This is a genomic window from Bifidobacterium sp. W8112, from assembly GCF_016101425.1.
Classification (GTDB): Bacteria; Actinomycetota; Actinomycetes; order Actinomycetales; family Bifidobacteriaceae; genus Bombiscardovia; species Bombiscardovia apousia.
In genome coordinates, this window is sequence record NZ_JACFQN010000005.1 from 1 (window position 1) to 14,526 (window position 14,526).

A 14,526-nucleotide genomic window follows, 5' to 3' on the forward strand; every position below is an offset into this window, starting at 1 on the left:
CCCGGAAGCTAAGACCCAGCACGGCAATGGTACTGCACCCGGAAGAGTGTGGGAGAGTAGCACACCGCCGCCACAACACATTGAAAGGCCTCTGATGACACAAGTCACCAGAGGCCTTTACTTTATGTCTGCTCATACTCCCGACAAAACGGTCTCTATCAGCAAACTGTACCTCTACATCTAAGACCTCTACTGCAGCAATATCAGCACGCTTTATGGTGTGGTACAGCCAAGAAACACATGTAGGCCAGTACTACGGATATGGACTCATATTCTCATAACAGATTAGACAACAATAGTGAAACTTATGTCGGGCACTCTAATGACATTCTGACTCATCCGTTACTGTAGAAGCCGTTAACGGAGGCTTACGCCGCTGATCGGGATTAGCTCAGCAGTTGCCACGCTGCACACTAATCATTGATGTATTTATTACAGATGAAGTGCTTGGTGCATTTAATGAAAATTATCAACGAACTGTATTTTTAATATACCCTGATACCGTCTAAGAACCCTTGTGTGTCAATACATAAAACGTTGAAGCAAATAAGTAAAATGTCAGCTATTGTCCACCATATACAGGGAGGTATTAGATGGCTGACAGGATATTCGATATCCATTTGGACAAACATGTGCCGAAAGCTACCATACCGGTAGCCGAACAACGACATCTCTGGTTCCGTGAGTTCATGAAACCGTATCTGATGGTCATCATTCTGTACATTACTATGTACCTTGTTCGTAATAATTTTAAAGCGGCGCAACCTTTGATGAAACAGCAGCTGGGCATTACGACCCAGCAGTTGGGCGTAATTGGTTTTGTTTTCTCTGTTGTCTATGGGATCGGAAAAATCGTTGTGGGTTATCTGGTCACGGGCAAAGACAACAAGAAGATTGCATCTATTATGCTTTTCTGCTCGTCTATTGTGGTCATCTGCATCGGTTTCCTGTTCACCCTGAGTCATGTACCTATGGGGTGGTTGATCGTTCTATGGGCCTTGAATGGGGTCTTTCAGTGCGCCGGAGGCCCTAGTTGCGCCACAGTGATTTCTAACTGGACGACGAAGACGACATATGGCCGATATTTGGGTGTCTGGAACGCTTCTCACAATATAGGCGGTGGCTTGGCTGGAGTATTCGCCATCTGGTGTGCCCAAACTTTCTTTGGCGGAAAGGTAGCCGGGATGTTTATCATCCCGGGTGTAGTGGCGCTTCTGGTGGCAATTATGTGCTTCCTTGTCGGCAAGAACCGTCCCGAGGATCTCGGGTGGGAACCGTCAGAGAAGATCTTCGATGAGCCTGTCAAGCAGGAAGACGAAGAGTCGCATGACGATACCACTTGGCAGATTTTCCGCCGGTACCTGCTTTCCAACCCTTGGGTTTGGGTGCTTTGCGTCAGCAACGTTTTCGTCTATCTGATCCGCATCGGCATCGACAACTGGGCGCCTTTGCGCGTGACTGAGCAGCTGCATTTCAGCAATCAGGTCGGTGCACGGACCATCTTCTATTTCGAGATGGGTGCTTTGATTGGATGCCTTCTCTGGGGCGTGGTGTCTGACTTCCTGGGTGGCAGGCCCGCCCTTGTATCCACGCTTTGCGCCATCTGCCTGCCGCTCGGAATGGCAGGCTACCAGCTGGGCCGCACCCCTGTGGTCATTTATATTTCGCTGTTCTTTTTGGGTATGTTCATTTTCGGACCCCAGATGCTGATCAATATCTCCATGCTCAATCAAATTCCAAAGCGAGCAAATGTGCTGTCCGGCGGCATGGTCGGTGCATTCGCATATCTGTTCGGTGATTCCACCGCCAAGGTCCTGCTGGCTAAAATCGCAGATTCCTCGTCCGATGGGCTGACCGTGCTCGGGCATGTGCTGCATGGTTGGAACGACACTTTTATTGTGCTGTATATCGCCATTGTCTGTGCAGTTGTGCTTTTGGGTCTAGTGGCCTTGATGGAAGAGAAACGTATTAGAGGAGGTCGTCGATGAACATCACCAATTTCCGGGATCTGGGTGGCATGCGGACCATCCACGGCCGCCGGGTCCGCCAGCACAAGTTCATCCGGTCCGGGCAGCTGGTCGGCCTGGACGAGGAGACCAAGAGGGATTTGGTTAACCGTTACCGGGTGACGGAGGTCGTGGACTTCCGTAGGCCCTTCGAGATACAGGAGAGTCCTGACGACTCAATCGAAGGCATCACTTTTACCAACATCGATCTGCTGGGTATGATCGGTGCCCGTAATACCAGCTTGGACGACTTCGCCTCAATAGGTTCGGTCGATCGGGTCAATGACCATATGCTGGGCACCTACCACGATATGGTCCTGAATCCAGGCGCTCAGAAAGGTTTTGGGCGCTTCCTGCGCATCGTCGTGGGCAACACACAGGGGGCTACTCTCTTCCACTGCTTTGCCGGCAAGGACAGGACCGGGTTCGCCGCGGCCCTGGTGCTCTGGCTGCTGGAGGTGGACGACGACCAGATATTCGCGGACTATCTGAAGACCAACCAAGAAAGGGTCGCGGCCAACAATCAGCTGCTGGACCAATTCCGCGCCAAGGGCTTCGACCAGGATTCGTTGGATGCACTGGCGGTCGCGCTTTATGTCAAGAAGGAATATCTGATCTACGCCCGCCAGCTCATGATTGATGCCTATGGTGATGTCTTCGCCTATGCACATCAGGCCCTAGGGTTCGGGCCAGACCAGGTGGAGGCCCTGCGTCGCAACCTGCTTGAGTAACCGGACAAGACCAAATAGGTGCGGACAGGCAATCGGGCTTGAGTGCCAATTGTAAGGAGGGCATCGTGCATACATAAGTCTGGGACGGTGGTGATTTCGGGCCTCCCGTGTGGCTCTGGTCGGTCAATGTTGATCACCAGACGACCGGGAGGCCCGGGCCATTGTGAAGACGGCCATGAATGCGGGCGCGGGTTTCTTTCACACAGACGGATTGCCGCGTAGACTGCGATTATATGGTCAGCAAAACAGTATGGAAGCAGCTGGATCAGTCTTGGCTGACCATATCAACGCTGCAGGTGTCTGGATGATCTAGGAGGATTTTGGACACAACTTAAAAGAGATATCCATGTCCTGGAGCGGCGGCAGTTGTCTCCCTGCCCGGTCTGTTTACGCCCTTTCTTATGTCGCTGGGGTCAGAAGATGCCGTTGCCGTTACGGGACTGTACGTCTTCCAGGTTGTGCTGGATGTAGTCGTTTCGCATGAACATGTCGATATTACTGGTATCTCCCCGGCTGAAGACCTGGTCGTAGAACTCCTACACCAGGGACTTGCTCGCTGCCGTCTCAGTCTCGCTCATCATGAACCTTCGCTTTCTGCCTGTATATAGACATTCGAGATTCTTCATGAGTAGGTGTCTTTGCGCAGGCTCGTAAGCACGTATGCGGTTTCTGATGAGCGGCGGACGGCAGCAGGCGGGAAGGTTAGTCAGGCCTTGAACCGGCGCTCGTCGTTCATGGTGGCGAAGTTCAGGCCGATCAGGATGCCGCCGCCTATGTAGTTGCCCAGCATGGCCACCAGGACTACCAGGATCGCCTTCCAGGCGTTGACCCGCCCGAAGACACCCAGGATGAGGAAGAGGGCCGAATCCGCTATCGAGTGCTCGAACCCGCAGAAGGCGAAGACGAAGACGGCCACGACCATGATGATGCACTTGGTGAAGTCGTTGGAAAGCTTGCCGTTGTAGACCATAAGCATGGCGATGTTGATGCAGAAGTTGCACAGGATGCCGCGCACGAACAGGTCAGCGAAGCCCATGGGACCGCCGGAGACATAGCCGGTCTTGGTCGCCGCGGCCGCCAGCATCTGGTCCAGGGTCGGGCCGCTGACGATGGATGAGAAGCGCAGGATGACGGCCACGATCAGGGCTCCGGCCAGATTGCCCAGAAGGCAGAGGACCAGGATCCGCAGGGAGGCCAGCCAGCCCAGGCGCTTGTGATAGGCGCCTATGGTGACCACCATCATGTTGGAGGTCAGCAGTTCGGAGTTGGTGTAGTAGATCAGGACCAGGGCCCAGCCGAAGGTGGTCGCCGCCAGGACCCGGCCCGCCAGGATCAGCCCGTGGTCTGCGGGGTTCTGGCCGGCCTGGCCCATGATGACGAAGTAGGCCGTGAAGAAGATACCCACAAAGAGGCCGGCCATGGTGGCTCGTTGCATGTACTTGCCGGTCAGTGCGCCGCTCATGGTCTTCTTGCTCTCGACCACGTCCAGGACGGTGCTGATGAAGGCCCGCCCGGGGAAGAGGGGCTGCCGTTTCTGTTGATCTGTCATCTGATTGGATTGCTCATTCACGGGGTTCATTATGGCATTCCCGAGTAAAGAGGGACCGCCCCCAAGGCCCGACTGTGCGGGAATTCACTTCTTTGCCAGTGCCACCCAGTGCCGCTCAGCCTCACTCGGTGCGCAGGGCGGTGGCGGGATCCTGCTTGGCCGCCTTCCGCGAGGGGATCAGGCCGCCGATCAGGGTCAGGACCACGCTCAGAATGACCAGGGCTATCCCGCCCGAGGCGGGCAGGGCGGCGTTGACCTCAGTGGTCCCCATGAAGTGGTGCATGATGCTGTTGGCCGGAATGATCAGCAGCAGGGTGATGCCCACTCCCAGCAGGCCCGCCAGAAGTCCGATGAGGCCGGTCTCGGCGTTGAAGACGTTGGAGACGTTGCGCTTGGAGGCGCCCATGGCGCGCAGGATGCCGATCTCCTTGGTTCGCTCCAGAACCGATATGTAGGTGATGATGCCGATCATGATGGAGGAGACCACCAGCGAGACCCCGACGAAGGCTATCAGCACGTAGGTGATGACGTTGATGATGGTGGTGACTGAATTCATCATCAGGCCCACGTAGTCGGTATAGACGATCCGGTTCTTCTCCGCAGCCTTGTCGTTGTAGTGCTTGATGGAGTCGCCCACGGAATTCTTGTTCTCGAAGCTGTCCGTGTAGATGCTGATGCGGGAGGGGGCGTCCCGGGAGATCAGGCCGAAGTCGCTCAGGTTGTCGGCGTAGGTGCCGGTGGAGACATACTGGTTGTAGATGGCGACCAGGGCGTCCTGCGGGGCGGTGGCGATGTACTGGTCGAAGGCCTGGGCCGTCTGCTGTTCGGCAGAGGCCCCCGTGGGGATCCCCGCAGAACCTTGGGCTCTCGCAGCGGCTCCGGCCCGGCCCTGACCCAGACCTTGGCCGTCCTGGCCGGCCATGGCTGCCGAGCCCTTCATGATCTCCTGGGCCATGCTGGCCTTCTGGCTGACGCCCAGGGATGCGATGTAGGCCTTGGCGTCGTTGGCCTTGGCGGCATCGTCGGCAGGGGCGAAGGCCATCCCGTTGAGGACGCTGTGGCCCTGGTCAGCCTCCTGGTCGGTGACGATGGGGCTGGTCTTGGCCTGGTCAATCAGGTAGTCGGTCAGCTGGCGGGTATACCCGACGCCGACCTTGAGTGGCGTGGCCTTGGCCCCCTGGTTGGGGCGGACGATGCCGACGATGTGCAGCTGCAGGCCCTGGTCGGCGGCCTTGGTCATCTGGTCGGTGTTGTCGCCGATGTAGTGGTAGTGGCCGTCGGTCCCCTTGGCATACTGGTCAGCAGCGGGCACCAGGGAGAGTTTCTGGTCCATGGCCTTGGCGTATTCGATGGGCTTGGTGTCTACCTTGACCTCCTGGCCGCTGTTGAGCTTGTTCATCATGTCGGTGTACTGGCTGGAGGGGAGGATGCCCAGCTTGTAGAGGCTGGTGACGGGCATCTGGTTGTTCTTGTCCAGCACCAGGACCACCTGATCCTTGGCCTTGGGCCAGGTGCCGTTCACCACCTGGTAGTTGTCGGTCACCACCTTGCTGATGGTGGTCTTGGCATCGGCCCCCGGCATGATCTCGCCGAAAATCTCCGGGGCCTTGTTCTTCTCGGTCTTGCCGGTCAGGTAGGACATCTGCATGGACTGGATATCGCCCATGTCGCTGTCGGTGTTGGCTGTGGCCATCTGGCTGGCGGTGGAGCTGGCATCGTCCTGCCCGCCCATGGTCACCTTATCCGCAGAGACCAGCTTGCCGTCCGGATCGTGCCCGAAGACCGAGAACTTGGTGGCGTAGGAGTATTGGATGCCCACGGACCCTACGTACTGGTGGATTTCACTCTTGGGATTGTCCAAGTATTTTTTGAAGTCTGTCAGGTTGTTCTGGGTGATGCTGCTGGTCAGGCTGGAGGCCCCCTTGACGCTGGAGTCGTCCGGTTGAATGGCCTTGAGATCCTTGTGGGCCTTGGCCTCTTTCTGGGTTTCCTGGGCAGAGTCCACTATTTTGTTCAGGTCGAAGGACTGCTCCTGAATGGTGATGGGGTAGGAGGTCATGGTCTCCCGCTGTATTCTGTCGATGTAGCGGTTGACCCCGGTGGACACCGACAGGATCAGGGCGATGCCGATGATGCCTATGGACCCAGCGAAGGATGTCAGGGCAGTCCGGGCCTTCTTGGTCCGAAGATTGTTGAAGCTCAGCGACAGGGAGGTCAGCAGCCCCATGGAGGCCTTGCCGAAGGTGCGGTGGCGGGCCCGGCGGATGGGCACCTGGTCGTCGGGCAGGGGGTCGGAGTCGCTGATGACCGAGCCGTCGTGCAGCTCCACGATCCTGGTGGCGTACTGGTGGGCCAGCTCGGGGTTGTGGGTGACCATGACCACCAGCCGGTCCTGGGCCACCTCCTTGAGCAGGTCCATGATCTGGATGGAGGTCTCGGAGTCCAGGGCTCCGGTGGGCTCGTCGGCCAGGAGGATGCGAGGGTTGTTGACCAGGGCCCTGGCGATGGCCACCCGCTGCATCTGCCCGCCCGAGAGCTGGTTGGGCCGCTTGTTCACGTGCTGGCCCAGTCCCACCTGCTCCAGGGCCTGCCTGGCCCGTTCGCGCCGCTCCTGCCGATGCACGCCCGAGATGGTCAGGGCCAGCTCCACGTTGGACAGGATGCTCTGGTGGGGGATCAGGTTGTAGCTCTGGAAGACGAATCCCACGGTGTGGTTGCGATAGGAGTCCCAGTCCCTGTCCTTGTATTTCTTTGTGGAGGTGCCGTTGATGATCAGGTCGCCCTGGTCATAGCGGTCCAGCCCGCCGATGATGTTGAGCAGGGTGGTCTTGCCGGAGCCGGAGGGGCCCAGGATGGCCACGAACTCGTTGTCGCGCAGGTTGACGCTGACATCATTCAAGGCCTGCTGGACGAAGTCCCCCGTTTTGTACTGTTTGGAGATGTGTTCGATCTGCAGCACCGTCGTCCTCCGCTTTCTGGATTCTCAATGGCATGGACTTATGGACTCTTGGAGTGCCAGCTTACGCCATCAGCATGGGTAAATGCCGATATGGTCTAGTCCACCGACTTGAGGGCCTCCAGCATGTCCACATGCTTGAGCTTGTTGTTGACCATCCAGCCCAGGCCGGCCGTGATGACCGTGATCATGACCAGGGGCACGACGAAGGCCACCCAGCTGATGGATGGGTCAAAGAGGACGTTGTCCGGCGGGACGGTGGTGATGATGTAGTGGTGCAGCCAGGCTCCGAATCCGTACCCGGCCAGGACGCCGATAGCTGAAAGAAGGATGGTTTCCCGGTAGATGTACATGGTCACCTCGCGGTCGTAGAAGCCCAGCACCTTGATGGTGCTCAGCTCGCGGATCCGCTCCTCCACGTTCAGGTTGGTCAGGTTGTAGAGGATGACCAGGGCCAGCAGGGTGGCCACGATGATCAGCACCTGCATGATCATGTTCAGGGATCTGACCACGGTGTCGATCTGGCTCATCAGGGTCGTGTTCTGCACCACCCCCTGGATCCCGTCGATCCGCATGAAGGAGGCGGCCTGCCTTCTGGTGTTCTCCGCGCTGGGGTCCTTGAAGGTGACCAGGTGGGCGTTGGGTGAGAAGTCCTGGTGGAAGACGGTCCTGTAGACCGATGGGCTCATGAAGACGAAGTGTCCCAGGTACATCTCGCAGATGCCGTCCACCCGCATGGTCCTGTCCCTGCCGCCTGAATCCTGCAGGGTTATCCTGTCGCCGACCTTGGTCCCTGTCAGCTGGGCGATCCGCTCGGAGAGGATCACGCCGTCGCCCTTGAGACTCAGGGGCTTGTGCCCGGACCGGGTGTCCATGCGGATGAAGTCGTCCAGATGTTCGGCGCTGGCCGGCGCGATCATGGTGATGGACTGCTTGTCGGCGTTGTGGCCGGCTGTCTTGCTCATCTCCTCGTAGCGCACGTTCAGGGAACGGCTCACATCGGGCTTTTCCAGCCGTTTTTTGATGGATTGGCGCTGGTCGGATGTGGCCTGGCTGTTCTCGGCGGCGATCAGGTCGTAGCGGATCACCTGGCCGAACTGGTGCTCGTTGATGGCGGAAATGGATCCCTGCACGCCGAACCCGGCCATCAGAAGGGCCACCGACCCGCAGACCCCGAAGATGGTCATCAGCATCCGTTGCTTGTAGCGGAAGATGTTCCGGGCGGTGACCTTGTGGGTGAAGCTGAGCCGGTTCCAGATCAGGGGTATGCGCTCCAGGAAGATCTTCGATCCGGCGCTGGGCGGCTTGGGCAGGAGGAGGGCCGACGGCTTCTCGCGCAGCTCCCGCCAAGCGCTCAGGAAGGCGGGGACCACGGCGCTCAGGAAGGCCAGCAGGCAGGCCAGAAGGGTGATGGGCAGGTGGAAGCCGTAGTGGATGGGCGGCATGTCGAAGGCGTGGACATAGGCCTGGTAGACGATCCAGGGCAGCAGGGTGTGGCCGGCGATGATGCCCAGGAGGGCGCCCAGGGCCGAAGCCGCTCCGCCGTAGACCAGGAACTTGGCCATGACATCCCGGTCCCTGTAGCCCAGGGCCTTGAGCGTTCCGGCGTTGATCCGCTCCTCGTCCACAAAGCGCGTCATGGTCGTGAAGGTGACCAGGGCGGCCACCAGATACATGAAGTAGGGGAAGACCTTGGCCAGCGAGTCCACGATGAAGGAGACGGAGGCGTAGACCTTGTAGCCCTCCGAACCGGGTGCCTCACGACGAGAGTCCAGGGCGTAGACCGGCTTTTCCAGTCGGCTCAGCTGGTCGGCCGCCTTGTTCAGCTTCTTCTGGGCGACGTCGATTCTCTTCTGGGCGTCCGGGCTCTCCCTCTTGAACTTGTCCAGTTTGGTCCGGTATTCTGCGGTTTTCTGATCCAGGGTGGCTTGGGCCTGATCGATCTGCCCCTGGGCCGAGGCACGGCTGTTGGCCAGCTGCTGCCGGGCCTGGGCTAGCTTGGCTCTGCCCTGGGCCAGCTGTGCTGAGCCCTGATCAAGTTGGGCCTTGCCCTGGGCCAGTTGGCGCTCGCCTTCCTCCACCTTGGCTCTTGCCTGGGTCAGCTCCCGGCGCTTTGCGTCCAGGGTCTGCTGGTTGGCTGCCACCTGGGCCATGCCGGGGGCATACTGGTTGGTCATGAAGGCATCGTGGCCCGCCTTGGCCTTGGCTGCCAGGGCATCGATCTGCGGCGACTGCCGGTTGAGCTCGGCCAGTTGGGCCTGGAGCCCGGTCTTTCGGCGGTTGAGCTCCTCCTGCTGCTGGGGGGTCAGCCCGGGGGCGGCCAGCTGGGCGTTGATGGTCTGAATGAGGCCGGTGACCTGTGCAATGCCCTGCCTGCATTGCTTCTGCGCTGCCTGGGCCTGGGCTACAGCCTGGTCGGCCTGGGCCTTGCCGCCTTCCAGCTGCTGGCGGGAACCATCAAGCTTGGCCTGTCCCTGGTCGATGGCCTGCTGACCCTGATCGGCCTGCTGCCTGCCCTGGGCCACCTGGTTGGCGGAGGATTGGTACTGCTTCTGCTTTCGGGCCAGCTCAGCCGAGCTCAGATCCACCTCCTGTTGCCCCTGGTCGATGGCTGCCTGGGCCTGCACCGTCTTGGCGGCCAGTTGGTTCTTGGCGGACTGGATGCTCTGGGCACCCTGGTCCAGATCCTTCCTGGCCTGTTCCAGCTGCTGCCGGTTCCCTTCGAGTTCCGCTCTGGACCGGTCCACCTGGTCCTGTCCCTGGTCCAGCTTCTGCTTCAGGGGGGCCTTGATGGCGTTCAGTCTCGCTGTGGGGCGTCCGGACAGGATCCTGTTCAGATCGTCCTTGTGGGTCTGCAGGGCCTGGATGTACCGGTCGGAATAGTGGTCCCTGATCCGGTCCAGGTCCTTGAAGGTCAGGCGGGCGATCATGTACTCGTCCGAGTCGAAGGCCTTGGGCGTGGTCACTGCGTAGGAGTCCAGGGATCCGGATCCGGCTGTGGAGGGGCCCATGTTGACCTTGCTCAGGATCTCGGTCGACCTGACCGTGCCCACCACGCGCAGCTTGTGGTGCCTCAAGACCTTCCTGCCCAGCTGGTCGGCCTTCTCATCCACCTGGATGCTGCTGCCGATGGGGTGGCTCCCGGCCAGGGCCGTGTCGACCGCTATCTGGTCAGGTCTGGTGGGCATGGATCCATCGACCAGCTCATAGGTGGAGATCCTGTCGGGGGCGGAGTAGATACGCAGGCTCTTGTCGGTGCCCTTGAGCACCACGTCTTTCAGATACCCGTATTCGATGCCGGAGCTGCCGGGGGCGGTGTCGATGGCATCCCGATCCTCCTGGTCCAGCCCGTAGCTGCTGATGACCATCAGGTCGGCCAGATGGTGGTCGGACAGGTAGGCGTTGCCGGCCTGCCGCATGTCCGGCCCGGTCACGCTCAGCCCGACCAGGGCGAAGGAACCCAGCGCCACCAGGCAGACGATGGAGATGAACCGCCCCAGGGACTTGCGCAGGGAGACCCGGATGTCGTGCCAGAGCACCTTCCTGACGGGCTGCATCCTCACCACTCCACGTTTTCGATGTCTTCGGGGCTGTCATTGGTCTGCACGGCCTGAACCCGCGCGTCGTGCATGCGGATGACCCTGTCGGCGATGGGGGCGATGGCCGCGTTGTGGGTGACGATGACCACGGTGGCGCCCTTCTTGCGGCACTGATCCTGGAGGATGCGCAGTACCTGCTTGCCGGTCCGGTAGTCCAGGGCTCCGGTGGGTTCGTCGCAGAGCAGGATCTTGGGATTCTTGGCCACGGCCCGGGCGATGGCCACCCGCTGCTGCTCGCCGCCGGAAAGCTGGGCGGGGAAGTTGTCGATCCGGTCACCCAGGCCCACGTCGACCAGGGTCTGGACCGGATCGGCGGCATCGTCCACGATCTCCGAGGCCAGCTCCACGTTCTCCCTGGCGGTCAGGTTGGCCACCAGATTGTAGAACTGGAAGACGAAGCCCACGTCGTAGCGGCGGTAGGTGGTCAGCTGCCGGGCGTCATAGCCGGCGATGTCCTTCCCGTCCACGATCACCTGGCCCTCGTTGCAGGTGTCCATGCCGCCCAGAATGTTCAGCACGGTCGACTTGCCCGCCCCCGAGGCGCCGAGGATGACCACCAGCTCGCCCTCCTCGATGGAGAAGGTGACCTCATTGTTGGCCACGATGGTCGTCTCGCCGGTCACATACCGTTTCGTCTCTCCGATGACGTCGATATAGCCCATCATGCCCTCTCGTAACCCTGGCTGTGCGGCGGGGTCGTCCGACGTAGGGGACGCCCTCCTGATGCTCTTTTCCCCACTACTGTATACGTTCGCGGGGTCCGGAGCACAGGAGAACCGCCTGCCGGGAGGCGTCATGTTCGCCGACCTTGCAAGGGTTCGGAGGTTCAGAGGGCTTGCAGGAGGTTGCCCAGTTTGCGGCTGTCCCTGACCGGTCTGCCCTGGCGGAAGGTGATGAACCGCTGGCAGGTCTGGGCCAGGAACTCCTGATCGTGCGAGATGACGATCACCATGACCCCCAGGGAGCGCATGTAGCGGATCATCCCGGTCACCTGGTTCATGTGGAGCAGGTCCAGGCCGCTGGTGGGTTCGTCCAGCACCACCAGGCGCTTGCCCGACAGTATGGCTGCCGCGATGGCCACCCGTTGCTTTTCCCCGCCGGAGAGGGTGTTGGGGTGTCGGCCCAGGAGCCGCTCCAGGTCCAGCTTTCGTGCCACCTCCTCAAAGAGGTCGGTCCGCCTGGCTCCAAGGAGCATCTCGCCCTCCACGGTCTCGCTGAAGAGCTGGTAGTTGACATCCTGAAAGACCATGTAGGAGTCCTCGACGCGCTCCCTGGCGGTCTGTTTCGTCCCATTCAGGCTGATCTCCGACCTGTCGCCAGGCTTGAGCAGTCCGGTCAGGACCGAGGCGAAGGTGCTCTTGCCGGCACCGTTGCGGCCGATGATGCCGGTGATGTCATCGCTGGACAGGGTCAGGTCGTCCACATCCAAGGCAGGAGGCTGGTCGTGATGGTAGGCATAGGTCAGATTTCTGACCCGGAGCAAGTCGGGGGTCCTGTCATCGATGACCCTGGCAGGTGTGCTCGCATTCTCGGTCGCATCCAGGTCCAGGGCCCGCAGCCCCATGGCCTGGCGACTCGGACCATCCAGTCCCCTCATGGCGGCCGGGGTCAGGTGCTCTGTCAGCCTGCCGTCATTCATGACCAGGAAGTCGTCGGCCAGGCCGTCCAGGTAGTAGAGGCGGTGCTCGATCAGGACCATGGTCAGGCCCCGGTCCTTCAAGCGGCCCAAAATCTGCGCCAGACTGGCCACCGCTTCCACGTCCAAGTTGCCTGAAGGCTCGTCCAGGACCAGGATTTGCGGGTCCATTATGCAGGAGGAGGCGATGGCGATCATCTGCTTCTCGCCACCGGACAGTGAGAAAATGTCCCGGTCCATAAGCGGGGCGATGCCGAAGAGATCGGCCACCTGGTCTATGCGCTCCCGGATGGCCTCCGGCTGGACCCCGGTGTTCTCCAGGGGGAAGGCCAGCTCGCTGCGGACGTCGGTGGTGAAGAACTGGGTCTTGGGATTCTGGAAGACCGACCCTACCTGCTCCGAAAGCCGGTAGATGGGCCGGGCCGTGGTGGGCTCGCCCCCGATCAGGCACTCTCCCTCCAGCTTGCCCTCGTAGAGTTCGGGAATCAGGCCGTTGATGACCCTGGACAGGGTGGTCTTGCCGCAACCGCTCGGCCCGGTGACCACAGTCAGCCGGCCCTGATCCATTTGGCAGGAGACCTCTTTGAGGGATGGCTGGCTGGCGCCCTCGTAGGTGAAGCTAAGCCTGGAACATTGCAACATAGGCTCCACATCCCATAAGAACCAGGCCCAGGGCGCACATGAGCGCATCCAGTCCGGTGAAGGCGATCCGTTGGATGGAGGTCTTGGGCCCGGGGTCGCCGATCCCCCTGGTCAGCGCGGCCGAGGTCAGGTCAGAGGCCACGTTGGTGGCGTTGTTGAGCAGGGGAACGTAGATGTACTCCATGGTCCGCATCGGATGCCGGACCATGTCGCCGGTGGTGACCGCGATCCCCCTGAATTTCATGGCCCGCCTGATCTGGGCATAATCGTGTCTGACGGTCGGGAAGAAGCGGAAGAGGACGCTGACGGGGATGACCAGCCACTGGGGGGCGTGGATCTTGCGCAGCAGGTAGACCAGCTCCGAAACCTTGGTGGTGCCCATCATGAAAGCCGCCACCAGCACCAAGGGGAGGATCCTGCCCACGCCGACGAAGAGGAAGAGCAGGTAATGCCCCGGCAGATTCTCGGGAAAGACCATGGCCAGGGAGGCGCCCAGGGCGAAGACCAGACAGACCAGAAGCCAGGCCTGGCCCTTCCTCACTCTGCCCACGATGACCTGGAAGCTGCAGAAGTAGATGTTGATGGCCAGGACCAGCGGAGTGGGGAGGGTGACGAAGATCAGGGCGTTGGCGAAAATGACCAGCAGGAATCTGGTGTAGATGGAGATGGGCCTCATTGCTTGGCGGGTATCCGGTTGAAATGCCGGTCGACGATCCGGGCGCCTATCCATGCCCCAAGCAGGGCGCCGACCAGAGTGGCCAGAATGCAGACCAGGAAGGTGGCTCCGGTGATGGGTGCGAAGACGCCGTCGATGTACTCCTGGCTCTTGCCGCGGCGCACCAGGCTGGCCACATAGGCATCCTTCATGAACCAAAGAGGCAGGACGGGGCCGGTGCAGCCGAAGGTGAGGATGACGTAGCTCAGGTAGCGGGCCAGGTTGGGACGGCTCTCCCTGAGCGAGGACTGAACCAGATCAGCCAGCAGGCCGCAGAAGGCGTAGGGGATGAAGGAGAGGGCGAAGTGGCCGAAGACCAGCAGGAAGAGGCCCATGATGACGCCGACGATGGTGATGGCCCCGAACCTGGGCACCCGGCGGATCATCAGCATGTAGACCGGGCCGGAGACCAGCCCCACCACAGCGGGGATGAAGAGGGAGGACAGGCCGGGCATGACCAGGCCCGCCAGGAAGACGGTGATGAAGTTGCCCACCGCCATGCTGACGAAGTAGAGGGCCGTGAAAATGCCGACGTTGACCAGGTCTTTTGTCTTCAGTGCTTTCATAAAGGATCGCTCCCATCTGGGTGGCGGTCGCTCGGCCCTAGGCCATATCCGCCGATTTCAGGTTGTGCCGTCAAGTTTAGGAGGGCCGGGAGGGAAAGTAAATGATATTTTTTTATGTCTCTTGCC

Annotated in this window: 9 protein-coding genes; 2 read left to right on the plus strand and 7 right to left on the minus strand. The window is 60.4% G+C overall.

The genetic code is table 11. The annotated features are described in order from the left end of the window. Positions 1-593 precede the first annotated feature (593 nt). Complete coding sequence (gene uhpT, locus H3T92_RS07965) at positions 594-1,988, plus strand: hexose-6-phosphate:phosphate antiporter (protein ID WP_101431743.1); 1,395 nt, start codon at positions 594-596, stop codon at positions 1,986-1,988. After that, a complete protein-coding gene (locus H3T92_RS07970) occupies positions 1,985-2,737 on the plus strand; it encodes a tyrosine-protein phosphatase (protein ID WP_144085829.1) in 753 nt (250 codons plus the stop codon). The genes uhpT and H3T92_RS07970 overlap by 4 nt, the downstream gene beginning before the upstream one ends. A gap of 706 nt (positions 2,738-3,443) precedes the next feature. On the opposite strand, the gene H3T92_RS07975 is transcribed toward H3T92_RS07970, so the two are convergent. From H3T92_RS07975 to H3T92_RS08005, 7 genes are all read right to left on the minus strand, one after another. Continuing rightward, positions 3,444-4,286: a formate/nitrite transporter family protein gene (locus H3T92_RS07975; protein ID WP_232342036.1), complete on the minus strand. Its 843-nt coding sequence runs from the start codon at positions 4,284-4,286 to the stop codon at positions 3,444-3,446. A gap of 121 nt (positions 4,287-4,407) precedes the next feature. Beyond that, on the minus strand, positions 4,408-7,245 hold the full coding sequence (locus H3T92_RS07980) for an ABC transporter ATP-binding protein/permease (protein WP_198189849.1): 2,838 nt from the start codon (positions 7,243-7,245) through the stop codon (positions 4,408-4,410). A gap of 95 nt (positions 7,246-7,340) precedes the next feature. Continuing rightward, the gene (locus tag H3T92_RS07985) at positions 7,341-10,799 is read right to left on the minus strand and encodes an FtsX-like permease family protein (protein ID WP_198189851.1); all 3,459 of its coding nucleotides are present in this window, start codon (positions 10,797-10,799) and stop codon (positions 7,341-7,343) included. A 2-nt stretch (positions 10,800-10,801) separates the two neighbouring features. Beyond that, positions 10,802-11,503 (minus strand): ABC transporter ATP-binding protein, encoded by a 702-nt coding sequence (locus H3T92_RS07990; RefSeq protein ID WP_198189886.1) that lies wholly within the window; start codon positions 11,501-11,503, stop codon positions 10,802-10,804. A 164-nt stretch (positions 11,504-11,667) separates the two neighbouring features. Next, positions 11,668-13,119 carry an ABC transporter ATP-binding protein gene (locus H3T92_RS07995; protein ID WP_198189853.1) on the minus strand — a complete coding sequence of 484 codons (1,452 nt, stop codon included), beginning with the start codon at positions 13,117-13,119 and terminating at the stop codon, positions 11,668-11,670. Then, positions 13,097-13,795 (minus strand): energy-coupling factor transporter transmembrane component T, encoded by a 699-nt coding sequence (locus tag H3T92_RS08000; RefSeq protein ID WP_045923762.1) that lies wholly within the window; start codon positions 13,793-13,795, stop codon positions 13,097-13,099. The genes H3T92_RS07995 and H3T92_RS08000 overlap by 23 nt, the downstream gene beginning before the upstream one ends. Next, on the minus strand, positions 13,792-14,400 hold the full coding sequence (locus tag H3T92_RS08005) for an MptD family putative ECF transporter S component (RefSeq protein ID WP_015021078.1): 609 nt from the start codon (positions 14,398-14,400) through the stop codon (positions 13,792-13,794). The genes H3T92_RS08000 and H3T92_RS08005 overlap by 4 nt, the downstream gene beginning before the upstream one ends. Positions 14,401-14,526: the final 126 nt, after the last annotated feature.

Excerpts from the sequence above, each read along its gene's own strand:
- uhpT (WP_101431743.1), top strand. The coding sequence starts at position 594 with ATGGCTGACAGGATATTCGATATCCATTTGGACAAACATGTGCCGAAA.
- H3T92_RS07970 (WP_144085829.1), top strand. The coding sequence starts at position 1,985 with ATGAACATCACCAATTTCCGGGATCTGGGTGGCATGCGGACCATCCAC.
- H3T92_RS08005 (WP_015021078.1), bottom strand. The coding sequence starts at position 14,400 with ATGAAAGCACTGAAGACAAAAGACCTGGTCAACGTCGGCATTTTCACG.
- H3T92_RS07990 (WP_198189886.1), bottom strand. The coding sequence starts at position 11,503 with ATGGGCTATATCGACGTCATCGGAGAGACGAAACGGTATGTGACCGGC.
- H3T92_RS07985 (WP_198189851.1), bottom strand. The coding sequence starts at position 10,799 with ATGCAGCCCGTCAGGAAGGTGCTCTGGCACGACATCCGGGTCTCCCTG.
- H3T92_RS07975 (WP_232342036.1), bottom strand. The coding sequence starts at position 4,286 with ATGACAGATCAACAGAAACGGCAGCCCCTCTTCCCCGGGCGGGCCTTC.
- H3T92_RS08000 (WP_045923762.1), bottom strand. The coding sequence starts at position 13,795 with ATGAGGCCCATCTCCATCTACACCAGATTCCTGCTGGTCATTTTCGCC.
- H3T92_RS07995 (WP_198189853.1), bottom strand. The coding sequence starts at position 13,119 with ATGTTGCAATGTTCCAGGCTTAGCTTCACCTACGAGGGCGCCAGCCAG.